This is a genomic window from Streptomyces sp. 840.1 (genome assembly GCF_003751445.1).
Lineage (GTDB): Bacteria > Actinomycetota > Actinomycetes > Streptomycetales > Streptomycetaceae > Streptomyces.
The window spans coordinates 1,353,312-1,374,795 of record NZ_RJUU01000001.1 but is presented as its reverse complement, the minus strand read 5'-3'; the positions used below and the strand labels follow the sequence as shown (position 1 = coordinate 1,374,795).

Genomic DNA, 21,484 nt, shown 5'->3' with positions numbered 1-21,484 from the left:
GATCGGTTTGCCCGGAGCGGCCCCCGCAGGGCAAGGTCATGCCCGCGCACGGCGCATACGAACTGCACATCACAACCGAGGAGCCACAGGCAGTGCTGAACGGGTTCAAGGAATTCATCCTGCGCGGAAACGTCATCTCCATGGCGATCGGTCTCGCCGTCGGAGCCGCGTTCACCGCGGTCGTCACCGGGTTCAGCAACGCGTTCATCGTGCCGCTGATCGGCCTCATCACCCGAGGCACCGGTGACTTCAGCAAGGCCGAGTTCAAGTTCGACGGCGTGACGTTCCCCTACGGCCTCTTCGTCGCCGCCGCGATCGCCTTCCTCATCACCGCCGCGGTCCTCTACTTCTGCGTCGTCGTGCCCATGGCCAAGGTCCAGGACCGCTTCACCGCCAAGAAGGACCAGGAGGAGGTCGACATCAAGGCCGCCCTGCGCGACTGCCCCCGCTGCTACACGGCGATCCCCGCCGTCGCCTCCCGCTGCGCTTACTGCACCAGCGAGGTCGAGCCCGACCCCGAGGCCCTGGCGCTCGTCAAACTCCCCGTCCAGCGCTGACCCCGCGGCACCTCTCCACCCGTACGGCCTACGGCTCGCTCCGGAGCGGACACCCGGAGCGAGCCGGGCCCCGCGGCAGTGAGCACAAGGGAACTAGCTCTCCTCGCCTGGCGTTGACCAGTACGGGAGGCTCCACTGGGGAGTGGAGCACCACCAAGCAAGGGTTCCCCTGCTGCACCATTTGGAGGGCGTACCGTGCACCGCCGGCACAACGGGCTGAGAACCGCCGTACTCCTCGGGGGCCTGTCCGCACTCATCATTCTCATCGGCAGCTTCTTCGGACGTACGGGCCTGATCGTCGCGCTCCTGGTAGCCGTCGGCACCAACGCCTACGCGTACTGGAACAGCGACAAGCTGGCGCTGCGCGCCATGCGCGCCCGCCCGGTGAGCGAGTTCGAGGCGCCCCAGCTGTACCGCATGGTCCGCGAGCTCTCCACGGCCGCCCGGCAGCCCATGCCGCGGCTCTACATCTCCCCGACGCAGGCCCCCAACGCCTTCGCGACCGGCCGCAACCCGCGCAGCGCCGCGGTCTGCTGCACCGAGGGCATCCTCCAGATCCTGGACGAGCGGGAGCTGCGCGGCGTCCTCGGCCATGAGCTCAGCCATGTCTACAACCGGGACATCCTGATCTCGTCCGTCGCCGGGGCCCTCGCCTCCGTCGTCATGTTCCTGGTCAACTTCGCCTGGCTGATCCCGGTCGGCCGCTCCAACGACGACGAGGGCCCCGGCATCCTCGGCATGCTGCTGATCATGATCCTGGGGCCGCTCGCCGCCTCCGTCATCCAACTGGCCGTCAGCCGCTCCCGTGAGTACGAGGCGGACGCCTCGGGAGCCCAGCTGACCGGTGATCCGTTGGCCCTCGCCGACGCCCTGCGTAAGCTTGATGCCGGAACCAAGCAGCTTCCGCTGCCCCCCGAACCGCGGATCGAGACAGCGAGCCACATGATGATCGCCAACCCGTTCCGCCCCGGCCGGGGCATGTCCAGGATGTTCTCGACCCACCCGCCGATGGCGGAGCGCATCGCCCGACTCGAGCAGATGGCAGGTCATCGCCCGTGAAGACAATTCTGAACGTCATTTGGCTGGTCCTGTGCGGCTTCTGGATGTTCCTGGGCTACCTGCTCGCGGGACTCCTGCTGTGCATCACGATCATCGGTATCCCGTTCGGCCTCGCGGCCTTCCGTATCGGCGTCTACGCCCTGTGGCCCTTCGGCCACCGCGTCGTCGACCGCCGGGACGCGGGCGGGCCCTCCTGCGTCGGCAACGTGCTGTGGCTGGTCCTCGCCGGCTGGTGGCTGGCGCTCGGCCACATCACCACCGGTATCGCCCTGTGCCTCACGATCATCGGCATCCCCCTGGGCATCGCCAACTTCAAGCTGATCCCGGTGTCCCTGATGCCCTTCGGCAAGGAGATCGTCAGCACCGACGAACAGTTCGCCGGCTGGTGACCGTCCACTGCTGACGAGCGTCTGCCGACGGGCGGCGCCGCGAGACGTACAGCCAGCTCACAGCCCATATCCCGCAACCACCCGCCCCTCATGGACGTCTTGGATTCCAAGACCGAGTGAGGGGTAGGTTCGCACGCATGACGATTGTTGGCTGGATCATTCTTGGACTTGTCGCAGGCGTCATCGCCAAGATCCTTTTGCCGGGACGCGACCCCGGCGGCCTCGTGGGCACCACGCTCATAGGGATCGTCGGTGCCTTCGTGGGCGGCTGGATATCCGCGCGCTTCCTGGACCGGCCGATCTCCAAGGACGACTTCTTCGACGCGGCGACCTGGATCTCGGCCATCGGCGGCTCACTGGTCCTGCTGATCGTCTACCGGCTGCTGTTCGGGAACTCCCGCGAACGCCGCTGAACCCGTCCGCCCTCAGATGCCCAACCCGGTCTCGCGAAGGGTCAGATTGAGCCGCCCACCGCTCATGCCTGTCGCGGGACCGGCTGTCCCCGGACGGATCCTCGGCACTCCGTGGAACGCGAACCGCGAGGGGCCGCCGAAGACGAACAGATCGCCCGAGGCCAACTCCACGTCGGTGTAGGGCCTTCCCCGGCTCTCGGTGTTCCCGAAGCGGAAGACGCAGCTGTCACCGATGCTCAGCGACACCACAGGGGCACCGGAGCGCTCCTCCTTGTCCTGGTGCATGCCCATCCGTGCCGCGTCGTCATAGAAGTTGATCAGGGCGGTGTCCGGCGCGTACGCCTTCACCGGGCTCTGCGGCCCGTACGCCGCCACCAGTGCGGCCCGCCCCAACTCCCCGAGCCAGCCGGGAAACGGGGCGACGGGTGCGCCGTTCACGTCGTCCGCCGTACGCGTGTACCGGTACGGCTGCCAGTGCCATCCCAGGCACACGGTCCGTACGGACATCACCCCGCCGCCCGGCAGCGCCGTGTGCCGCAACGGCACCGGCCCGCGCGCCCACTCCCGGCAGGCCGCCACCAGCTCCCGCTGCCGCTCCTCGGAGAGCCAGTCGGGTACGTGCACCGCGCCCGGCGCGATCTCCAGCGGCGGCCGGGGGAAGAGCCCGGCCATCAGCGCACCGCCAGGGCGCCCTCAAGCCCCAGAAGTCGCTCCTTGCACTCCAGGCCGCCCGCGTAGCCGCGCAGCGCCCCGTCGGCACCGATCACCCGGTGACACGGCCGTACGACCAGCAGGGGATTGCGCCCGATCGCCGTGCCCACGGCACGCACCCCCGCCCCGGACGCGCCGACCCGCTCGGCGATCTGCCCGTACGACACGGTCTCCCCGTAGGGGACCTCGTCGAGCGCGGCCCACACCCGGCGCTGGAACTCGGTGCCCCGGCCGCCGGCGAGAGCGACGCCGAAGCGGGTCCGCCGCCCCTCGAAGTACTCCCGCAGCTGCCCGGCGACCCCCTCGAACGCCCCGGGCTCACGGATCCAGCCGTCCTGGACGACCGCCGCGCCCTTCTGTCCCGGCAGGGAGAGCGAGACGAGCGCGACCTCGTCGCCGGCCGGCCCCGCGGCCTTCTCGCCGACCAGCAGCAGTTCGCCCAGCGGGCTGTCGACCGTCGCGTACATGGTCATGACTCGTCCCTCGTCTCGTCCGTCGGGCAGCGGGATCATCGGCTGCCACGGACCAGTCTGCGTCGCCCCAACCGCCGCTACCGGCGGTATTCGGACATGACGTCCGGGCGCGGAACCACACACTCCGCCCCACGCCCGGACCGCCGCGTACTACCGGTAGTTGGCGAACTGCACATCGAAGTCGAAGTCCTGGCCCTTGATCAGCGCCTGGACGGCCTGCAGGTCGTCCCGGCTCTTCGAGCTGACCCGCAGCTCGTCACCCTGGACCTGCGCCTTGACGCCCTTGGGGCCCTCGTCGCGGATGACCTTCGCGACCTTCTTGGCGTTCTCCTGGGAGATGCCCTCCTCGATGGTGGCGAAGAGCTTGTACTCCTTGCCGGACAGCTGCGGCTCGCCCACGTCCAGCGACTTCAGCGAGATGCCGCGCTTGATCAGCTTGGACTGGAAGATGTCGAGGATCGCCTTGACCCGCTCCTCGCCGCTCGCCTCCATAAGGATCTTCTCGCCCGACCAGGAGATCGAGGCGCCGGTGCCCTTGAAGTCGTAACGCTGCGAGATTTCCTTGGCGGCCTGGTTGAGGGCGTTGTCGACCTCCTGCCGCTCGACCTTCGAGACGATGTCGAAACTGGAGTCGGCCATGACGTGTGGCTCCTTGTATCTGGGGTGCTGGAAACGGAATGTCTACGGGGCGGCAGCGGGGCCCACTGGCACCACGCCGCCCACCAAAGCCTAGCCACCCGGGCCCGCGCGGGCTGCTGATCAATCCAGTGGCGTAGCACCCCTGGGCATCAGGTATCGTTTACGTCGTTGCCACAGAGCGCCGCCGAGAGGCGGGCCCCACGGCAGCATCCCTTGGCGGTGTGCCCGAGTGGCCAAAGGGAGCAGACTGTAAATCTGCCGGCTCAGCCTACCCAGGTTCGAACCCTGGCGCCGCCACTGGAAGTGAAACCCCTTCCGACCTGCTGTTTCAGCTGGTCGGGAGGGGTTTTCTCGTGATCGGCTCGATGCGGCCTGTTGCCATGGGGCACAGATCCGTAGGTTGACCGCATGGAGTGGCTGACCCTGGTGGGGGCCTTGAGCGGGGCGGCGCTCGGTGTCGGCTCCACGCTGGTGGTCGAACGGCCGGTAGCGACTGCCTCAGACTGGTGTCCGTGGACGACCAGTCGTACGAAGACGCATACCGCAGTTGGACAACGTCGCTGACAACCCTGCTCGCCGACGCCTCGCTGCTTGCCCGTTGGCAGGAGCGGCGGTACCGGTTCGCGCACCGGCTCGGAGCTCTTCTGACTGGGACGAACGATGATGAGCCCGCCACGACCGGGCCGGTGCTCTATGGAGTCTTCGCCTCCGGTGCGGGGCTCTGCTACGTGGGGCAGACGCAGGCTGCTGAACGCCGCCTCAGAGATCTGCCAGTGGGGGAGAGCCATCACCTGGCCAACACCGTGCCGCCCGAGCTCTGGGAGAGGGTGGTGGTGATCCGCTGGCCTCTGTTGCTCTCCGAGGCTCCCGAGGACGAACAGGCTGTAGCCGCTGAGCTGGGGCTCGGTGTCTGTGGGCTCGCCTTGGAACACATGCTGCAGGTCAGGACCGCCCCGCCGCTCAACAGCCGACGGCGTACTGACGGCGACTGGCGGCCACGGGACCTCGCGCGCAGCCGTTCGCGCGGTGCGGTTCATGCGCAGTCCCTGCCGGGTCTGAGCCGGCTGGTCCTCGCAGCTTGGGAAGACCTTTCGGAGAGGGGAAAACCGGAGCACTCGGCAGTCGTCGACACCGGGGTCGGCCGAGTGGTGTTCCCTGCTGCACTGCATGAGCCGGCCGTCGGCTGAGGTGCACGGCCGGGCTCCGGCGCAGGCTGCCAGGCCCGGCCCTGGTGCCGCCGCACAACAGGCCCCTCGTCCCGGGAGGGGTGTTCTCGTCGTCCCGTCATCTCGTCGCGAAGGGCGTAACCGTGGAACCTGTGGAACCCATGGAACCCGTGGACTCCGTACTCGTCAGTGCCTGCCTCCTGGGTGTGCCCTGCCGCTTCGACGGCCGGGGCAAGGCCTCTGCCGGGCTTGCCGCCGCCATCGGTGACCGCCGGGCCGTGTCCTGCTGCCCCGAGGTCGTCGCCGGGCTGCCCACGCCCCGGCGTCCCGCCGAGATCGTCGGCGGGGACGGGCACGACGTGCTGGAGGGCCGTGCGCGCGTCGTGGACGACACGGGGCGGGATGTGACCGAGGCGTTCGTGGACGGCGCGCGGCGGGCGCTGGAGGCGGCGCGCGGGGCCGGGTGCACGGAGGCGCTGCTGATGGCCCGCAGCCCTTCGTGCGGGCGGGGCAGGGTTTATGACGGTACGTTCACCGGCGAGCTGCGCGAGGGCGACGGGGTCACGGCGGCCCTGCTGGAGCGGCACGGCATCACCGTGCGCCCGGCACCGGGTGGTTGAGACGGACCGTTGACCGGGGCGGCGGGCCTGCCGCCCCGGCCAGCCGCGTCAGTTGCCCGCGATGTCCTTCACCGCGACCATCACCGGCACGTTCCCCGAGATGAGCTCCAGCGTCAGGCCCGCCGCTGCCGGGGTGTCCAGCAGCTCCATGAGCACGGCCGCCACGTCGTCGCGCGGGACCGGGCCGCGGCCCGTCGACGCGGCGAGCAGCACCTGGCCGGTGCCCGCGTCGTTGGTCAGCATGCCGGGGCGCAGGATCGTCCAGTCGAGCGCCGTCCTGGAGCGCACGTAGGCGTCCGCCGCGCCCTTGGCCCGCAGGTAGGCGTCGAACACCTCGTCGCCGGGGTGGTCCGCGTCGGCGCCCATGGACGAGACGACGACGTAGCGCCGTACCCCCGCCCGTTCCGCCGCGTCCGCGAAGAGCACCGCCGCCCCGCGGTCCACCGTGTCCTTGCGGTCCGTGCCGCTGTTGGGGCCCGCACCGGCCGCGAAGACCACCGCGTCGGCCCCGCGCAGCACCTCCGCGGTCTCCTCCACGGTGGCCGATTCGAGATCCAGGACCACCGGTTCGGCGCCTGCCGCCCGGAGGTCGTCCCGCTGTGCGGGATCACGGATGATCCCCACTGCCTCGTCCCCGCGTGCAGCGAGCAGCCGCTCAAGCCGCAGCGCGATCTGACCATGTCCACCTGCGATGACAATGCGCATGGTCACGACCGTACGCCGGAGCGCGCCGCAGGGCGGTCAAGCCCCGCCGCCGGGGCCGGAATCCGGCCGTCCCTGGCGGGGGAGCCCGGCGCCGCCGCCCGTCTCGGAGTCGCAGTACTCGCGCACCGCGCTGGTGCGGGCCACCACGCGGCCCCGGTGCACCACGATCCGGCTGTACGCCAGTGAGAGCACCCCGGCGAGGTGTTCGCCGCGCACGGCGAGCAGCTCGGCCGGGAAGCCCGCCTCGATCCGGACCTCGGGCAGTCCCATCGCACGCCGGGCCTCGGCGGACACCGCCTCGTAGGCGTGCTCGGCCCGCAGCCCGCTCTGCGAGGCCAGCAGGTAGGCGGCCTCCAGCGGGTCGCCGCGTCCCACCGGGTTGGCGAGGTCCCGCAGCGCCCCGCTGCCCGCCGCGACCCGCACCCCGGCCGCGCGCAGCAGCCGCACGGGGGCGGTGCCCCGGCGCTCCGCCCCGCAGCAGCCGCCCTGCGGCAGGCAGATCACCGTCACACCGGACGCGGCGAGCTGGTCGGCGGCGCGGCCCGCCGCCTCCCCGGTGAGCCGGGAGAGGCCCGCGCAGGGGCCGATGGCGACCCCCTGGCGCAGTCCGCCGGCCATGGTCGCGAGCCGGGCCAGCCGGGCCGGGTCGTCACTGTCCGTGTGCAGATCGACGGGGCAGCCGTGCTCGGCGGCGATCTCCAGGACGGCTTCCGCGTACCCCGTCGGATCCGGATCCAGGTCGGGTCGGCCGCCGACCGCGCCCGCCCCCATCTTCACCGCGTCGCGGAGCATGGCCAGGCCGTCGGCGCCCGCGACGCCGGTGAGCAGCCGGGGGACCGCGACCGCGGTCAGGTCGGCCAGTCCGCGCAGCGAGCGGCGCGCCTGGAGGACGGCTTCGAGGGCGGCGAGGCCCTGCACATCGCCGATCCGTACGTGTGAGCGCAGCGCGGTCGCGCCGTGTCCGAGTTGCAGCAACGCGGCCTCGGTGGCGCGCCGCTGGACGTCCTCGGGGAGCTGGGAGGCGGGGCCGGGGGCTCCGGTGGCGGCGCCGTCGGCGGTGAGCGCGGTGTCGCTGTGGGCGTGCGGCTCGGCGGGCGCGGGCAGCAGGAGGTGGCCGCGCAGATCGATGCGCGCGCCGGGCGCGGTGAGGCTGCCGGCGGTGCCGACGGCCTCGATCCGGCTCCCGCCGAGCCGTACGTCCACGATGCGGCCGTCGGTGAGACGGGCGCCGCAGAGTGTCAGCGCGGCGCTCTCCCGGCCGTTGGCCGCGTCGGCGGCGTGGTCGTCTGGCGGCCGCGGCCGGCTGTCGGGCATCGCGCTCCAGGGAAGGGGCAGGGTCACGCAGAGTGAGTCGAGCCTAGAGGTGTGCCGTACCGGGTTCGAGGAGGAGCTGAATAGTCGTACCGGTGTCGTCTGCAGGGGCGCGTGGGGCGGGTGTGCACGTGCGGGGCGAGATGGGGGTCGGTGGCCGCCGAGCCGCCCCGCACGTGCCGGACGAACTGCTGACGAAGCGCCGGACGGACCGCAGCTCAGGTGCCGGAGGAACCGCCGACGAAGGGCCGTACGCCCCGCTGGTCAAGTAGCCGACGAACCGCTGATCAAGCGCCGGATGAGCGGCTGATCAAGGGTTCGGAGCGGCGCCGATCAAGGGCTCGGGGCGGGGCTTCGAAACGGATTTGGGCGATCGGCGACCGAGCGTGTAATGTCTTCATCGCTCGCCCCAATAGCTCAGTCGGTAGAGCGTCTCCATGGTAAGGAGAAGGTCTGCGGTTCGATTCCGCATTGGGGCTCTGGTGATCGGGAAACCCCGCTTCGGCGGGGAGACTCATCATCAAAGCGGTGTAGCTCAGTCGGTAGAGCAAGCGGCTCATAATCGCTGTGTCACCGGTTCAAGTCCGGTCACCGCTACTAACAGTAGCCGATTGTGGGGTCGGTCCTCCGATCGGCTACTCTTTTTTTGCGTTCATCCGTCCACCGTCCGTCCAAGGAGCACTCACGTGGCTGCCACCGACGTCCGCCCGAAGATCACGCTGGCCTGCGTGGAGTGCAAGGAGCGGAACTACATCACCAAGAAGAACCGGCGTAACAACCCGGACCGTCTTGAGATGAAGAAGCATTGCCCGCGCTGCAACTCGCACACTGCGCACCGCGAAACGCGCTGAATCAGGCTCGTACACGAGGCCGTCCCCGTTGGGGGCGGCCTCGTGTCGTTGTACGAGGATGTACTTCGAGACTTCGGCCCATTCGTCTTTCATCAGGAGGTTGCGAGCCCATGGCGCTCGATCAGTCCTTCGTGGGGCGGACCTATCCGCCCACCACACCGTACGAGGTCGGCCGGGAGAAGATCCGGGAGTTCGCCGAGGCGGTGGGCGACTCCAATCCCGCGTACCTGGATCCCGATGCGGCCAGGACGCTCGGTCACATTGATGTGATCGCGCCGCCCACGTTCGTGTTCTCGATCACCTTCAAGGCCGCGGGGCAGGTCGTGCAGGACCCGCAGCTGGGCCTGGACTACAGCCGGGTCGTCCATGGCGACCAGCGGTTCGTCTACGTCCGCCCGGTGCGGGCCGGTGACCGGCTGACGGTCACGTCGACCATCGAGACGGTCAAGTCCATGGCGGGCAACGACATCCTGGACGTCCGTGGCGAGGTCCACGACGAGTCCGGGGAGCTTGTCGTGACAGCGTGGACGAAGCTGGTGGCGCGCGCCGCCGAGGAGGCGTGATGGCTGCGAAGGTGAGCTACGGCTCGGTCGAGGTCGGCACTGAGCTGCCGGCGCAGTCCTTCCCGGTCACCCGGGCGACGCTGGTGCAGTACGCGGGCGCCTCCGGGGACTTCAACCCGATCCACTGGAACGAGAAGTTCGCCCGCGAGGTCGGACTGCCGGACGTGATCGCCCACGGCATGTTCACCATGGCCGAGGCGATCCGGGTGGTCACCGACTGGACCGGCGACCCCGGTGCGGTCGTCGAGTACGGAGTCCGCTTCACCAAGCCGGTCCCCGTGCCCAACGACGACAAGGGCGCGCTGATCGAGGTCAGCGCCAAGGTGGCCGTCCTGCTGGACGACAAGCGCGTGCGCGTCGACCTGACGGCGATGAGCGACGACAAGAAGGTGCTGGGCATGTCCCGCGCCGTCGTCCAGCTCGCCTGACGCCCGACCGCAACAGAAGCCTGACGTAAGGGGCGTGGTCCATGGGCCACGCCCCTTACCCGTGGACTGGGGGCAAGGCGCACCGGTTGACTAAGTTAGTGATTGAGTACTAACTTAGCTGCATGCCAAGGATGAGTGCAGACGAGCGGCGCGAGAGCGTCATCCGTGCGGCGGTGACGGAGTTCGCCCGCGGTGGGTACAGCGCGACGTCCACCGAGGTGATCGCCAGGCGCGTGGGTGTCTCGCAGCCCTACCTCTTCCGTCTCTTCCCCAGCAAGCAGGCGATGTTCCTGGCCGCCACCGAGCGCTGCATCACGGACACCCGCAAGGTCTTCGCGGACGCCGCCGAGGGGCTGGAGGCCGAGGAGGCGCTCCACGCCATGGCGACGGCGTACCAGCGCCTGATCATCCACGACCCGGACAAGCTGCTGATGCAGATGCAGATGTACGCGGCCGTCGCGGCGGCCGAGGCCGCCGGGGACCGCGAGTTCGGCGAGTCGGTACGGGCCGGCTGGCTCCGGCTGTGGGACGACGTCCACCTGGCGCTCGGGGCCGACGCCGACGGGACGACGACCTTCCTCGCCTACGGCATGCTGGCCAACACCCTCGCCTCGCTCGGCTTCCCGGCCGGCCACCGGGTCTGGTCCGGGTTCTACGACTCGGCCAAGCCGGACGCCTGACCGGCGCGGCCCGGATGTGCGGCCGTTTTCTGTGCAGAAAAGTTAGTAATCAATAACTAACCCTCAGGGGGAGCAGTGGAACAGCACACGAAGGGCCGCTCGGGAGTGGCCTGGGCCCTTGTCATCACCAGCATCGCCGGCTTCATGGCCGCACTCGACAACCTCGTCGTCACCACCGCCCTGCCGTCCATCCGCGAGAGCCTCGGCGGCGAGCTGGGGGAGCTCGAATGGACGGTGAACGCGTACACCCTCACCTTCGCCGTCCTGCTGATGCTCGGCGCCTCCCTGGGGGACCGGTTCGGCCGGCGCCGCCTCTTCGTCATAGGGCTCTCCGTCTTCACCGGCGCATCCGCCGCAGCCGCCCTCTCGCCCGGGATCAACGAACTGATCGCCTTCCGCGCGGTCCAGGGAGTGGGCGCGGCGATCATGATGCCGCTGACGCTCACCCTGCTCACGGCCGCCGTGCCGCCCGCCCGCCGCGGCGCCGCGCTGGGCATCTTCAGCGCCGTCACCGGGCTGGCCGTGGCCAGTGGCCCGCTGGTCGGCGGCAGCCTCACCGAACACCTCTCCTGGCAGTGGATCTTCTGGCTGAACGTCCCGATCGGCCTGGTCCTGCTGCCCCTCGCCCGGCTGCGCCTGGCCGAGTCCTACGCCCCCGACTCCCGGCTCGACATCCCCGGCACCCTCCTGGTCAGCGGCGGGCTCTTCGGGATCGTCTACGGCCTGGTGAACGCCAACTCCGACGGCTGGACCGACCCCACCGTCCTGACCTCCCTCATCGCCGGTGCCGTCCTCATCGGCGCATTCATCCGCCACGGGATCCGCGCCAAGAACCCGATGCTGCCGATGCGGCTCTTCCGGAACCGGGCGTTCTTCGGGATCAACATGGCCGGTCTGCTGATGTTCCTCGGCATGTTCGGTTCGATCTTCCTGCTCAGTCAGTACTTCCAGGGAGTGCTGGGCTACTCGCCCACCGAGGCCGGTCTGCGGATGCTGCCCTGGACCGGCATGCCGATGCTGGTGGCGCCCGTCGCCGGGGTGCTCGCCGACCGGTTCGGCGGTCGCCCGGTGGTCGTGACCGGACTCGCCCTCCAGGCCGCCGGCCTCGCCCTGTTCGCCCTCGCGCTGGCACCCGACGCCTCCTACGCCTCGCAGCTGCCCGGTCTGATGGTCGGCGGCATCGGGATGGCCATGTACTTCGCGCCGGCCGCCAGCCTGGTGATGTCCAGCGTCCTTCCCGGTGAACAGGGCATCGCCTCCGGCGCCAACAACGCGCTGCGTGAGGTCGGCGGGGCCCTCGGGGTCGCTGTGCTCGCCACGGCGTTCTCCTCGCAGGGCGGCTACGACTCCCCGCAGACCTTCACGGACGGGACCGTGCTCGCGCTCTGGATCGGCGCCGCGGTGGTGGCCCTCGCCGGGCTCGCCGCCCTGATGATCCCGGGCCGCAGCGGTACCCCGGTGGGGGAGGCCGACCGGGCCGAGGTGCGGGTCCCCGTCTCCGCCTGAGGGGTTGTCACGCCGGTACGGTCCGCGGCCCCGCCCTGACGGCGGGCCCGCGGACCGTACTCTTGTCCCCGTGCAGGAACTCCACGACGCGCCCCTCGCCCCCCTGACCACCTTCCGGCTCGGCGGCCCCGCCACCCGCCTCCTCACCGCGACGACCGACGCCGAAGTCGTCGAGGCCGTGCGCGAGGCCGACGACAGCGGCACCCCGCTCCTGATCATCGGAGGCGGCAGCAATCTGGTCATCGGTGACAAGGGCTTCGACGGGACGGCCCTGCGCATCGCCACCAAGGGATTCGTGCTGGACGGCGCGAGCCTCGAACTGGCCGCCGGAGAGATCTGGACGGACGCCGTCGCCCGCAGCGTGGAAGCCGGTCTCGCCGGACTCGAATGCCTGGCCGGAATCCCCGGTTCCGCCGGTGCGACACCGATCCAGAACGTCGGGGCTTACGGGCAGGAGGTGTCGTCCACCATCACGGAGGTCGTCGCCTACGACCGGCACAGCCGGGAGACGGTCACCATCCCGAACAGCGAGTGCGACTTCTCCTACCGGCACAGCCGCTTCAAAGCCGAACCCGACCGCTTCGTGGTCCTGCGCGTCCGCTTCGGGCTGGAAGAGGCCGGCGGTCTGTCCGCGCCCCTGAAGTACCCCGAAACGGCCCGTGCCATGGGTGTCGCCGAGGGCGAGCGCGTGCCCGCCGCCGAGGCCCGTGAGACCGTGCTCGGGCTCCGGGCCGGCAAGGGCATGGTGCTCGACCCCGAGGACCACGACACCTGGTCCGCCGGCTCGTTCTTCACCAACCCGATCCTGGACCCGGACCAGTTCGAGGCGTTCCTGGCCCGGGTCGCGGACCGGCTCGGACCGGAGGTGGCGCCCCCCGCCTTCCCCGCGGGCGGGGGACGCACCAAGACCTCGGCCGCCTGGCTCATCGACCGGGCCGGATTCACCAAGGGATACGGCACCGGCCCGGCCCGCATCTCCGGCAAGCACACGCTCGCCCTCACCAACCGGGGCGCCGCGAGCACCGAGGACCTGCTGGCGCTCGCCCGCGAGGTGGTCGCCGGCGTCCACGAGGTCTTCGGCGTCACGCTGGTCAACGAGCCGGTGACCGTGGGCGTGACCCTCTAGGCCTGCCGTCGTCGCCCGGCGGACGGCAGTTTGAAGACCGGCCCCAGCCGCACAGTGAAGTGACCCGCGGTGCGGGCCCGCGCGTGGGCCCGGCGCTCAGTACGCCACGCCCACGCCCTGCTTCAGCGCCGCCGGGTCGTCGATCAGCGCCAGCATCGCGTGCGCCACGTCGGACCGGGAGATGGACCGGCCGCTGCGCGGGTTGCTGCCGTAGACCGTCCGGTACGTCCCCGTCAGCGGCCCGTTGGTGAGCTTCGGGGGCCGCACCGACGTCCAGTCCGTCGCGGACGCCGCGAGCGCTGCCTCCATCGCCGTGAGGTCCGCGTAGACCTCCTTGAGGATCGCGCCGATCGCGGAGAGCATCATCCGGTCGAGCAGCGGGTCGTCCGCCGGGTGCGGCGCGACCGGGGCCGCGCTCACCACGAGCAGCCGCCGGGTGCTCTCGGCCTCCATCGCCGCCAGCACCGCGCGGGTCAGCCGCTCCGCCACCCCGTCCGCCTTCCGGCCGGGTGCGCCCAGGCCGGAGAGCACCGCGTCCTGGCCCGCGACCGCCTCGCGCAGCGCCTCCGGGTCGTCGAACCGGGCCACCGTGCGGACCGTCACGTCGGAGAGCGGGACCGGCAGGCGCGCGGGGTCCCGCACCACCGCCGTCACCTCGTGTCCTGCCGCCACCCCCTGGCGGACGATCTCCTGGCCGATACCGCCTGTCGCGCCGAACACCGTGAGTCGCATCGCACACCCTCCTTGGGTAGGTAAGTATTCACTCACCTCTAGAGTGAGTGAGTACTCACCCGCTCGTCAAGCTTCTCTGGAGCGCACATGGAGCAGAAGCCGGCCCGCGCCCGCATCATCGACGCCGCTCACCGGCTGATGCTCACCATCGGCCTGGCCCGCGCCACCACCAAGGAGATCGCCAAGGCCGCCGGCTGCTCGGAGGCCGCGCTCTACAAGCACTTCCCGAGCAAGGAAGAGCTGTTCGTGGTGGTCCTGAAGGAGCGGCTGCCCAAGGTCGACGGCATCCTGAAGCGGCTCATCGCGGAACCGGGGGACGGGGAGCGGACGGTCGAGCAGAACCTCACCGAGATCGCCCGTGAGGCCGCGCTCTTCTACGAGCAGAGCTTCCCGATAGCGGCGTCCCTGTACGCCGAGCCGAGGCTCATGAACCGTCACAACGCGGTGATGCGGGAGCTGGGTACCGGCCCCCACGTGCCGATCCGGGGCGTGGACGCCTATCTGCGCGCCGAACAGTCCGCCGGCCGGGTACGGGCCGACGCCGACACCTACGCGGCCGCGTCCCTGCTGGTGGGGGCCTGTGCGCAGCGGGCCTTCGCCTACGTGGCCCTGGAGGACGGGCGGCCGCCGCAGTCCCTCGACGAGTTCGCCGCGTCAATGGCCCGCGCCCTGCTGCGGGGGATCGGGCAGTAGGCCGGGCCGGGGCCGGTCAGCCCACCGGCTGCGCCAGCCAGTCGTCCACGCCCGCCAGCAGCTCGGCCCGTACCGGCTCCGGCGCCGCCGAACCCCGTACCGACTGACGTGCCAGCTCGGCCAGCTCCTCGTCGGTGAAGGCGTGATGGCGGCGTACGAGGTCGTACTGCGCGGCCAGCCGGGAGCCGAAGAGCAGCGGGTCGTCCGCGCCGAGCGCCATCGGCACCCCGGCCTCGAACAGGGTGCGCAGGGGTACGTCGGAGGGCTTCTCGTAGACGCCGAGCGCCACGTTCGAGGCGGGGCACACCTCGCAGGTCACCCCGCGCTCCGCCAGCCTGCGCAGCAGCCGGGGGTCCTCGGCGGCCCGTACCCCGTGCCCGACTCGGGAGGCGTCGAGATCGTCCAGGCAGTCGCGGACGCTGGAGGGGCCCGACAGCTCACCGCCGTGCGGGGCCGCCAGCAGGCCGCCCTCCCTGGCGATGGCGAAGGCCCGGTCGAAGTCGCGGGCCATGCCGCGCCGCTCGTCGTTGGAGAGCCCGAATCCGACGACGCCCCGGTCGGCGTAGCGCACCGCGAGCCGGGCCAGCGTCCTGGCGTCCAACGGGTGCTTCATCCGGTTGGCCGCGATGACCACCCGGATCGGCAGCCCGGTCGCCCTGGACGCGCTGTCCACCGCGTCCAGGATGATCTCGATCGCCGGAATGAGCCCCCCGAGCAGGGGCGCGTACGAGGTGGGGTCGACCTGGATCTCCAGCCAGCCGGACCCGTCCGCGACGTCCTCCTGGGCGGCCTCGCGCACCAGCCGCTGGATGTCCTCGGGCGAGCGCAGGCAGGACCTGGCGATGTCGTAGAGCCGCTGGAAGCGGAACCAGCCGCGCTCGTCCGTCGCGCGCAGCTGGGGAGGCTCGCCCCCGGTCAGCGCTTCCGGCAGTCTCACGCCGTACTTGTCGGCCAGTTCGAGCAGCGTCGTGGGCCGCATCGACCCGGTGAAATGCAAGTGCAGGTGGGCCTTGGGCAACAGCCGTACGTCACGCTCCATTCAAAGATCTTGCCGCACGCACGGTGCGTCGCGGTAGCCGCTTTCCCCATCGAGTTGCCCACCGAACAAGAAAGCGACCCCCGGCCGTGGCCGAGGGTCGCCCGCTGGATACGTCAGGTGCTCAGGCCTTGGCCTCGCCCAGCAGCTTCTGGAGGCGCGAGATGCCCTCGACGAGGTCCTCGTCGCCCAGCGCGTAGGAAAGCCGCAGGTAACCCGGGGTGCCGAAGGCCTCGCCCGGTACGACCGCGACCTCGGCCTCGTCCAGGATCAGGGCCGCAAGCTCCACCGAGGTGGCCGGACGCCTGCCGCGGATCTCCTTGCCGAGCAGTTCCTTCACCGAGGGGTACGCGTAGAACGCGCCCTCGGGCTCCGGGCACAGCACGCCGTCGATCTCGTTGAGCATCCGCACGATGGTGTGCCGGCGCCGGTCGAAGGCGGTGCGCATCTCGGCGACCGCGTCCAGGTCTCCGGAGACGGCGGCCAGCGCGGCGATCTGGGCCACGTTGGAGACGTTGGACGTGGCGTGCGACTGCAGGTTGGTCGCGGCCTTCACGACGTCCTTGGGGCCGACGATCCAGCCCACCCGCCAGCCGGTCATGGCGTAGGTCTTGGCGACGCCGTTGACCACGATGCACTTGTCGCGCAGCTCGGGCACGATCGCGGGCAGCGAGGTGAACTTCGCGTCGCCGTAGACGAGGTGCTCGTAGATCTCGTCGGTCAGCACCCACAGGCCGTGCTCGACGGCCCAGTGGCCGATCGCCTCGGCGTCGGCCTCGCTGTAGACGGCACCCGTCGGGTTCGACGGCGACACGAACAGCACGACCTTCGTGCGCTCGGTACGGGCCGCCTCCAGCTGCTCGACGGAGACCCGGTAACCGGTGGTCTCGTCGGCGACGACCTCCACCGGCACGCCGCCCGCGAGGCGGATCGACTCGGGGTAGGTGGTCCAGTACGGAGCCGGGACGATGACCTCGTCGCCCGGGTCGAGGATCGCGGCGAAGGCCTCGTAGATGGCCTGCTTGCCGCCGTTGGTCACCAGGATCTGGGACGCGTCGACCTGGTAGCCGGAGTCGCGCAGCGTCTTCTCCGCGATGGCGGCCTTGAGCTCGGGGAGCCCGCCGGCCGGGGTGTAGCGGTGGTACTTCGGGTTGCGGCAGGCTTCGACCGCGGCGTCGACGATGTAGCCGGGGGTCGGGAAGTCGGGCTCACCGGCACCGAAGCCGATCACCGGACGGCCGGCGGCCTTGAGGGCCTTGGCCTTGGCGTCGACGGCGAGGGTGGCGGACTCGGAGATGGCACCGATGCGGGCGGAGACCCGGCGCTCGGAGGGAGGAGTAGCAGCGCTCATGCCCCCCATGCTCCCAGACCGTATTCCGCGTCGGCACAGGGGTTTCAGGGACCGGACACCATGTGGACAGCATGCGGACAGGCAACCGGACAGCATCGGACAGGAGCGGTCGGGAGCTATCTGTTCGACGCCGGGCCGCTGAGCACGTACACTCACCTGTCGTTGGCCTTCACCAGCCGCACCGTTCCTGCACCCGGGGCATCCCGGAGCATGCGGTAGGTTGGTGGAAACCACAAAGGGTCGTAGCTCAATTGGTAGAGCACTGGTCTCCAAAACCAGCGGTTGGGGGTTCAAGTCCCTCCGGCCCTGCTACACACTCCTTCGCCAGGATGTGTGCGCATGTACGTACTTCAATGCATCGCCGTGCGGCTCCACCGGGCGCGGCACGGCCATGACCCGGAATCAGGTGAGAAGCGTGACGGACGCCGTGGGCTCCATCGACATGCCTGATGCCGAGGATGAAGTCCCCGAGTCGAAGAAGAAGACCCGGAAGGGCGGCAAGCGCGGCAAGAAGGGCCCTCTGGGCCGTCTCGCGCTCTTCTACCGCCAGATCGTCGCCGAGCTCCGCAAGGTTGTCTGGCCGACTCGCAACCAGCTGACGACATACACCTCCGTGGTGATCGTGTTCGTCGTCGTCATGATCGGTCTCGTTACCGTGATTGACTTCGGGTTCCAGCGGGTCATCAAGTACGTCTTCGGCTGATCCCGCGGAGGGCGCCTCATGGGCGCCCCTTTCGCATGTTCCACCCATTTGTATCCAGGAAGAAGCAGCCACCGTGTCTGACCCGAACCTGAACGACGCCGTCGAGCCGACGGCGGGCGCCTTCGAGTCCGCCGAGGACGAGCTCGACATCGTCGAGGCGGCGGACGCTGTGGAGCCGGACCAGGCTGAAGCTGCCGACGCCGCCGCGGGCGAGCCCGCCGAGCAGGCCGCAGTGCACTCCGAGCCCGTCGACGAGGCCGCAGCGGCCGACGCCGATGAGGCCGAGGCCGAGAGCGCCGACGACGAGACCGCGGAGGCCGAGGCCGCCGCGGACGACGAGGACGCCGACGCCGAGGAAGCCACCGACGAGGCCGACGAGGAAGAGGCCGAGCCGGCCGAGCCCGTCGACACCGTCACGGCCCTGCGCGAGGAACTGCGCACTCTGCCGGGTGAGTGGTACGTCATCCACACGTACGCCGGTTACGAGAAGCGCGTGAAGGCCAACCTGGAGCAGCGCGCCGTCTCGCTGAACGTGGAGGAGTTCATCTATCAGGCCGAGGTGCCTGAGGAGGAAATCGTCCAGATCAAGAACGGCGAGCGCAAGAACGTCCGGCAGAACAAGCTCCCGGGTTACGTCCTGGTGCGCATGGACCTGACGAACGAGTCCTGGGGCGTCGTCCGCAACACTCCCGGTGTCACCGGCTTCGTGGGCAACGCCTACGACCCGTACCCGCTGACCCTGGACGAGATCGTCAAGATGCTCGCGCCGGAGGCCGAGGAGAAGGCCGCCCGTGAGGCCGCCGAGGCCGAGGGCAAGCCCGCTCCGTCCCGCAAGGTCGAGGTCCAGGTGCTGGACTTCGAGGTGGGCGACTCCGTCACCGTCACCGACGGCCCGTTCGCGACGCTTCAGGCGACGATCAACGAGATCAACGCCGACTCGAAGAAGGTCAAGGGTCTCGTCGAGATCTTCGGCCGCGAGACGCCGGTCGAGCTCAGCTTCGACCAGATCCAGAAGAACTAGCACCACCCGAGCAGGCGACTGCCAGCTTCTGGACACATGCCTACCAAGCAGGTCAGACCGGCTGTCAAAGCCTGTCTGACCTGCTTGGTTTTTGGTCGCGCAGCTATACCCGTTATCGTTGTGCGGTATGCCTGCATCCGGATGACCGGATGACGGCGAAAACTCTCACTAGGACCCGGAGAGAGCACATGCCTCCCAAGAAGAAGAAGGTCACGGGGCTTATCAAGCTCCAGATCAACGCCGGTGCGGCCAACCCGGCCCCGCCGGTCGGCCCCGCACTGGGTCAGCACGGCGTCAACATCATGGAGTTCTGCAAGGCCTACAACGCCGCGACCGAGTCGCAGCGTGGCATGGTCGTGCCGGTGGAGATCACGGTCTACGACGACCGCTCCTTCACCTTCATCACCAAGACTCCGCCGGCCGCCAAGCTGATCCTCAAGGCCGCGGGTGTGGACAAGGGCTCCGGCGAGCCGCACAAGACCAAGGTTGCCAAGCTGACGGCCGCCCAGGTCCGCGAGATCGCCACGACGAAGCTCCCCGACCTGAACGCCAATGACCTCGACGCCGCGTCGAAGATCATCGCCGGCACCGCCCGTTCCATGGGCATCACGGTCGAAGGCTGATTCAGCCCCACCCCCTCAGTGGTAGGACCAAGCGCTGGTCCGCACCACGACTCCACACTCTGAACCCACAGGAGTAGAAGTGAAGCGCAGCAAGAACCTCCGCGCTGCGGACGCCAAGATCGACCGGGCGCGCAACTACGCCCCGCTCGAGGCCGTCCGTATCGCCAAGGACACCGCCTCCACGAAGTTCGACAGCACCGTCGAGGTCGCGTTTGCCCTGGGTGTTGACCCTCGCAAGGCCGACCAGATGGTCCGTGGCACCGTGAACCTCCCGCACGGCACCGGCAAGACCGCCCGGGTCCTGGTCTTCGCGACCGGTGACCGTGCTGCGGCCGCGGAAGCCGCGGGCGCCGACATCGTCGGCGCCGACGAGCTCATCGACGAGGTGGCGAAGGGCCGTCTGGACTTCGACGCCGTCGTCGCGACCCCGGACCTCATGGGCAAGGTCGGCCGCCTGGGCCGCGTGCTCGGCCCGCGTGGTCTGATGCCGAACCCGAAGACCGGCACCGTCACCCCCGACGTCGTGAAGGCTGTCAACGACATCAAGGGCGGCAAGATCGAGTTCCGCGTCGACAAGCACTCGAACCTGCACTTCATCATCGGCAAGTCCTCGTTCGACGAGACCAAGCTGGTGGAGAACTACGCAGCGGCGCTGGACGAGATCCTCCGTCTGAAGCCGTCCGCCGCCAAGGGCCGCTACATCAAGAAGGCCACGCTGGCCACCACGATGGGCCCCGGCATCCCGCTGGACGCCAACCGCACCCGTAACCTCCTCGTCGAGGAGGACCCGGCCTCCGTCTGAGCCTCCGTGCTCGTACGACCGCCGTGTCACGTGTGACATTGACGGGCCCCGCAACCTTTCGAGGTGCGGGGCCCGTCCTCGTATGTACGAACCGGCGCTGTCGGAGCCGTGCGTTAGCGTGTGGTCACCGAGAGCCGGACAAAGGGGTGGGAGCAGATATGAAGACGAGTACCGTGCGGCGCGTCGGGCTGTCCGTGGCAGTGGCGGCGGCGCTGACGTCGGTCGCGGCGTGTGGCGGATCGGACGACAAGAGCGAGGGCCGCGCCGGCAGCGCGGTGACGAAGGCCGACCCGGTCGCCGCGCTCCTCGCCGTCCAGAAGAAGACCGGCGGGGCGAACTCGGCGAAGGTCGAGGGCACCACCACGATGGGCACCGCGATGTCCATGAAGCAGGCCGGGGCGCTCGACTGGTCCGACGGCGTCAGCGGCTCCATGAAGATCACCTACACCGGCGGCGCCATGGCCGACACCATGAAGAAGGCCGGCGGCGACGGCACGATGGAGGCCCGGTACTTCAAGGACGGGTACGCGGCGAACATGGGCAGCGCCATGGCCGCGCAGACCGGCGGCAAGAGCTGGATCAGCTACTCCTACGCCGACCTCGCCGAGCTCGGGGGCGCCGCGGGTGCGGCCATGCAGGACCAGATGTCGAACGCCACCCCCGAGCAGGGGCTGAAGTCGCTGCTGGCCTCGGGCGACGTGAAGAAGGCAGGCCAGGAGGACGTACGGGGTGTCCCCACCACGCACTACTCCGGCACGGTCGACGTCGCCGAGCTCACCGCGAAGAACTCCGAGCTCGACGCCGGCCAGGTCGCCGAGCTCAAGAAGCAGCTCGGCGACGCCGGGATCACCACGGAGAAGATCGACATCTGGGTCGACAAGAACGACCTGCTGGTGAAGAAGACCGAGCGGGGCCAGATGAAGACCGGCGAGCTGAACTCGACGGTCTACTACAGCGACTACGGCACCAAGGTGTCCGTCGAGCGGCCGCCGGCCTCCGAGACCATCGGCTTCAAGGAGCTCCTGAAGCAGCAGCAGGGTGCGTCCGGGAGCGCGTCCTAAACCTCCCTGACCGCCCGGACCGGGACGGATTTGCTCGGCGCGGCCCCGGTCGCGTACTCTTCTGCAGAAGCCAAAGACCGCTGGTCGTTGCTGCATTCCGCAAGGAAACAGCAACCGAAGGATCCGTTGAGCACGGACGACCTGCGCAGGTGACTGTGGAAAGCTCCCGGACTTCGTGCGGTTGAGCTACGCCCTGGCACTTGTGCTGGGGCGTTTCGTCTTTTCCGGCCCCTTCTGAGCGGTCCTCATCACCCGGAAGGAGGCC

Annotated in this window: 27 protein-coding genes and 4 tRNA genes; 23 read left to right on the top strand and 8 right to left on the bottom strand. The window is 69.7% G+C overall.

From position 1 onward, the window contains the following. Positions 1–92 precede the first annotated feature (92 nt). From mscL to EDD93_RS06315, 4 genes are all read left to right on the top strand, one after another. Complete coding sequence (gene mscL, locus EDD93_RS06330) at positions 93–557, top strand: large conductance mechanosensitive channel protein MscL (protein WP_123527608.1); 465 nt, start codon at positions 93–95, stop codon at positions 555–557. A gap of 195 nt (positions 558–752) precedes the next feature. Continuing rightward, positions 753–1,616, top strand: coding sequence for a zinc metalloprotease HtpX (gene htpX / locus EDD93_RS06325; protein WP_123524215.1), 864 nt, complete (start codon positions 753–755; stop codon positions 1,614–1,616). After that, positions 1,613–2,005, top strand: a complete 393-nt coding sequence (locus EDD93_RS06320; RefSeq protein WP_123524214.1) for a YccF domain-containing protein — start codon at positions 1,613–1,615, stop codon at positions 2,003–2,005. The genes htpX and EDD93_RS06320 overlap by 4 nt, the downstream gene beginning before the upstream one ends. 137 nt (positions 2,006–2,142) lie before the next feature. After that, positions 2,143–2,418, top strand: coding sequence for a GlsB/YeaQ/YmgE family stress response membrane protein (locus EDD93_RS06315; RefSeq protein ID WP_123524213.1), 276 nt, complete (start codon positions 2,143–2,145; stop codon positions 2,416–2,418). A gap of 12 nt (positions 2,419–2,430) precedes the next feature. Here the strand turns inward: EDD93_RS06315 and EDD93_RS06310 are convergent, their stop codons facing one another. The 3 genes from EDD93_RS06310 to EDD93_RS06300 all read right to left on the bottom strand — a co-directional run bounded on the left by EDD93_RS06310 (position 2,431) and on the right by EDD93_RS06300 (position 4,241). Continuing rightward, positions 2,431–3,090 (bottom strand): alpha-ketoglutarate-dependent dioxygenase AlkB, encoded by a 660-nt coding sequence (locus EDD93_RS06310; RefSeq protein WP_123524212.1) that lies wholly within the window; start codon positions 3,088–3,090, stop codon positions 2,431–2,433. Next, the gene (locus tag EDD93_RS06305) at positions 3,090–3,602 is read right to left on the bottom strand and encodes a methylated-DNA--[protein]-cysteine S-methyltransferase (RefSeq protein WP_123524211.1); all 513 of its coding nucleotides are present in this window, start codon (positions 3,600–3,602) and stop codon (positions 3,090–3,092) included. Before EDD93_RS06305 ends, EDD93_RS06310 begins: the two co-directional genes overlap by 1 nt. 150 nt (positions 3,603–3,752) lie before the next feature. Then, entirely contained in the window at positions 3,753–4,241 is a 489-nt protein-coding gene (locus EDD93_RS06300; RefSeq protein ID WP_123524210.1) for a YajQ family cyclic di-GMP-binding protein, read from the bottom strand. Positions 4,242–4,456: 215 nt separating this feature from the next. On the opposite strand from EDD93_RS06300, the gene EDD93_RS06295 reads away from it, so the two are divergent. The 3 genes from EDD93_RS06295 to EDD93_RS06285 all read left to right on the top strand — a co-directional run bounded on the left by EDD93_RS06295 (position 4,457) and on the right by EDD93_RS06285 (position 6,027). Further along, positions 4,457–4,538, top strand: a tRNA-Tyr gene (locus EDD93_RS06295). A 215-nt stretch (positions 4,539–4,753) separates the two neighbouring features. Then, a complete protein-coding gene (locus EDD93_RS06290; protein WP_260255636.1) occupies positions 4,754–5,428 on the top strand; it encodes a hypothetical protein in 675 nt (224 codons plus the stop codon). Between the two features lie 140 nt (positions 5,429–5,568). Continuing rightward, positions 5,569–6,027: a DUF523 domain-containing protein gene (locus EDD93_RS06285; RefSeq protein WP_123524209.1), complete on the top strand. Its 459-nt coding sequence runs from the start codon at positions 5,569–5,571 to the stop codon at positions 6,025–6,027. A 48-nt stretch (positions 6,028–6,075) separates the two neighbouring features. On the opposite strand, the gene EDD93_RS06280 is transcribed toward EDD93_RS06285, so the two are convergent. Together EDD93_RS06280 and EDD93_RS06275 are read right to left on the bottom strand one after the other, a co-directional pair. After that, on the bottom strand, positions 6,076–6,732 hold the full coding sequence (locus EDD93_RS06280) for an SDR family oxidoreductase (protein WP_123527606.1): 657 nt from the start codon (positions 6,730–6,732) through the stop codon (positions 6,076–6,078). Positions 6,733–6,768: 36 nt separating this feature from the next. After that, positions 6,769–8,046: an amidohydrolase family protein gene (locus tag EDD93_RS06275; protein WP_123524208.1), complete on the bottom strand. Its 1,278-nt coding sequence runs from the start codon at positions 8,044–8,046 to the stop codon at positions 6,769–6,771. 92 nt (positions 8,047–8,138) lie between these two features. On the opposite strand from EDD93_RS06275, the gene EDD93_RS39525 reads away from it, so the two are divergent. From EDD93_RS39525 to EDD93_RS06235, 9 genes are all read left to right on the top strand, one after another. Then, complete coding sequence (locus EDD93_RS39525) at positions 8,139–8,315, top strand: hypothetical protein (protein ID WP_185092224.1); 177 nt, start codon at positions 8,139–8,141, stop codon at positions 8,313–8,315. Between the two features lie 134 nt (positions 8,316–8,449). Continuing rightward, positions 8,450–8,522, top strand: a tRNA-Thr gene (locus EDD93_RS06270). Positions 8,523–8,567: 45 nt separating this feature from the next. Continuing rightward, positions 8,568–8,640 (top strand) — tRNA-Met (locus EDD93_RS06265). An 89-nt stretch (positions 8,641–8,729) separates the two neighbouring features. After that, complete coding sequence (gene rpmG / locus EDD93_RS06260; RefSeq protein WP_003956487.1) at positions 8,730–8,894, top strand: 50S ribosomal protein L33; 165 nt, start codon at positions 8,730–8,732, stop codon at positions 8,892–8,894. A gap of 110 nt (positions 8,895–9,004) precedes the next feature. Continuing rightward, a complete protein-coding gene (locus tag EDD93_RS06255; RefSeq protein ID WP_123524207.1) occupies positions 9,005–9,457 on the top strand; it encodes a MaoC family dehydratase N-terminal domain-containing protein in 453 nt (150 codons plus the stop codon). Continuing rightward, a complete protein-coding gene (locus tag EDD93_RS06250; protein WP_123524206.1) occupies positions 9,457–9,885 on the top strand; it encodes a MaoC family dehydratase in 429 nt (142 codons plus the stop codon). Before EDD93_RS06255 ends, EDD93_RS06250 begins: the two co-directional genes overlap by 1 nt. A 131-nt stretch (positions 9,886–10,016) precedes the next feature. Further along, a complete protein-coding gene (locus EDD93_RS06245; protein ID WP_123524205.1) occupies positions 10,017–10,565 on the top strand; it encodes a TetR/AcrR family transcriptional regulator in 549 nt (182 codons plus the stop codon). A gap of 75 nt (positions 10,566–10,640) precedes the next feature. After that, complete coding sequence (locus EDD93_RS06240) at positions 10,641–12,071, top strand: MFS transporter (RefSeq protein WP_123524204.1); 1,431 nt, start codon at positions 10,641–10,643, stop codon at positions 12,069–12,071. 70 nt (positions 12,072–12,141) lie between these two features. Beyond that, a complete protein-coding gene (locus EDD93_RS06235; protein ID WP_123524203.1) occupies positions 12,142–13,197 on the top strand; it encodes a UDP-N-acetylmuramate dehydrogenase in 1,056 nt (351 codons plus the stop codon). Between the two features lie 96 nt (positions 13,198–13,293). Here the strand turns inward: EDD93_RS06235 and EDD93_RS06230 are convergent, their stop codons facing one another. Beyond that, positions 13,294–13,929 carry an NAD(P)-dependent oxidoreductase gene (locus EDD93_RS06230; protein ID WP_123524202.1) on the bottom strand — a complete coding sequence of 212 codons (636 nt, stop codon included), beginning with the start codon at positions 13,927–13,929 and terminating at the stop codon, positions 13,294–13,296. Positions 13,930–14,016: 87 nt separating this feature from the next. Between EDD93_RS06230 and EDD93_RS06225 the strand changes: the two genes are divergently transcribed. Then, positions 14,017–14,622: a TetR/AcrR family transcriptional regulator gene (locus tag EDD93_RS06225; protein ID WP_123524201.1), complete on the top strand. Its 606-nt coding sequence runs from the start codon at positions 14,017–14,019 to the stop codon at positions 14,620–14,622. Positions 14,623–14,638: 16 nt separating this feature from the next. Here the strand turns inward: EDD93_RS06225 and EDD93_RS06220 are convergent, their stop codons facing one another. Then, positions 14,639–15,661 (bottom strand): adenosine deaminase, encoded by a 1,023-nt coding sequence (locus EDD93_RS06220; protein WP_123524200.1) that lies wholly within the window; start codon positions 15,659–15,661, stop codon positions 14,639–14,641. 121 nt (positions 15,662–15,782) lie between these two features. Further along, positions 15,783–17,009 (bottom strand): pyridoxal phosphate-dependent aminotransferase, encoded by a 1,227-nt coding sequence (locus EDD93_RS06215; protein WP_185092223.1) that lies wholly within the window; start codon positions 17,007–17,009, stop codon positions 15,783–15,785. Between the two features lie 236 nt (positions 17,010–17,245). Between EDD93_RS06215 and EDD93_RS06210 the strand changes: the two genes are divergently transcribed. The 6 genes from EDD93_RS06210 (at position 17,246) to EDD93_RS06185 (ending at position 21,219) form a co-directional block, all read left to right on the top strand. After that, positions 17,246–17,318, top strand: a tRNA-Trp gene (locus EDD93_RS06210). Between the two features lie 106 nt (positions 17,319–17,424). Then, positions 17,425–17,712 (top strand): preprotein translocase subunit SecE, encoded by a 288-nt coding sequence (gene secE, locus EDD93_RS06205; RefSeq protein WP_073732696.1) that lies wholly within the window; start codon positions 17,425–17,427, stop codon positions 17,710–17,712. 73 nt (positions 17,713–17,785) lie between these two features. Then, a complete protein-coding gene (gene nusG / locus EDD93_RS06200; RefSeq protein WP_123524198.1) occupies positions 17,786–18,733 on the top strand; it encodes a transcription termination/antitermination protein NusG in 948 nt (315 codons plus the stop codon). 188 nt (positions 18,734–18,921) lie between these two features. Then, a complete protein-coding gene (rplK, locus tag EDD93_RS06195) occupies positions 18,922–19,356 on the top strand; it encodes a 50S ribosomal protein L11 (protein WP_024494105.1) in 435 nt (144 codons plus the stop codon). 79 nt (positions 19,357–19,435) lie between these two features. After that, complete coding sequence (gene rplA, locus EDD93_RS06190; RefSeq protein WP_123524197.1) at positions 19,436–20,158, top strand: 50S ribosomal protein L1; 723 nt, start codon at positions 19,436–19,438, stop codon at positions 20,156–20,158. Positions 20,159–20,316: 158 nt separating this feature from the next. After that, positions 20,317–21,219, top strand: coding sequence for a hypothetical protein (locus EDD93_RS06185; RefSeq protein WP_123524196.1), 903 nt, complete (start codon positions 20,317–20,319; stop codon positions 21,217–21,219). Positions 21,220–21,484 lie beyond the last annotated feature (265 nt).

Excerpts from the sequence above, each read along its gene's own strand:
- EDD93_RS06315 (WP_123524213.1), top strand. The coding sequence starts at position 2,143 with ATGACGATTGTTGGCTGGATCATTCTTGGACTTGTCGCAGGCGTCATC.
- EDD93_RS06310 (WP_123524212.1), bottom strand. The coding sequence starts at position 3,090 with ATGGCCGGGCTCTTCCCCCGGCCGCCGCTGGAGATCGCGCCGGGCGCG.
- EDD93_RS06305 (WP_123524211.1), bottom strand. The coding sequence starts at position 3,602 with ATGACCATGTACGCGACGGTCGACAGCCCGCTGGGCGAACTGCTGCTG.
- EDD93_RS06300 (WP_123524210.1), bottom strand. The coding sequence starts at position 4,241 with ATGGCCGACTCCAGTTTCGACATCGTCTCGAAGGTCGAGCGGCAGGAG.
- EDD93_RS06285 (WP_123524209.1), top strand. The coding sequence starts at position 5,569 with ATGGAACCCGTGGACTCCGTACTCGTCAGTGCCTGCCTCCTGGGTGTG.
- EDD93_RS06280 (WP_123527606.1), bottom strand. The coding sequence starts at position 6,732 with ATGCGCATTGTCATCGCAGGTGGACATGGTCAGATCGCGCTGCGGCTT.
- EDD93_RS06275 (WP_123524208.1), bottom strand. The coding sequence starts at position 8,046 with ATGCCCGACAGCCGGCCGCGGCCGCCAGACGACCACGCCGCCGACGCG.
- EDD93_RS06255 (WP_123524207.1), top strand. The coding sequence starts at position 9,005 with ATGGCGCTCGATCAGTCCTTCGTGGGGCGGACCTATCCGCCCACCACA.
- EDD93_RS06250 (WP_123524206.1), top strand. The coding sequence starts at position 9,457 with ATGGCTGCGAAGGTGAGCTACGGCTCGGTCGAGGTCGGCACTGAGCTG.
- EDD93_RS06245 (WP_123524205.1), top strand. The coding sequence starts at position 10,017 with ATGAGTGCAGACGAGCGGCGCGAGAGCGTCATCCGTGCGGCGGTGACG.
- EDD93_RS06230 (WP_123524202.1), bottom strand. The coding sequence starts at position 13,929 with ATGCGACTCACGGTGTTCGGCGCGACAGGCGGTATCGGCCAGGAGATC.
- EDD93_RS06225 (WP_123524201.1), top strand. The coding sequence starts at position 14,017 with ATGGAGCAGAAGCCGGCCCGCGCCCGCATCATCGACGCCGCTCACCGG.
- EDD93_RS06220 (WP_123524200.1), bottom strand. The coding sequence starts at position 15,661 with ATGGAGCGTGACGTACGGCTGTTGCCCAAGGCCCACCTGCACTTGCAT.
- EDD93_RS06215 (WP_185092223.1), bottom strand. The coding sequence starts at position 17,009 with ATGAGCGCTGCTACTCCTCCCTCCGAGCGCCGGGTCTCCGCCCGCATC.
- rplK (WP_024494105.1), top strand. The coding sequence starts at position 18,922 with ATGCCTCCCAAGAAGAAGAAGGTCACGGGGCTTATCAAGCTCCAGATC.
- EDD93_RS06185 (WP_123524196.1), top strand. The coding sequence starts at position 20,317 with ATGAAGACGAGTACCGTGCGGCGCGTCGGGCTGTCCGTGGCAGTGGCG.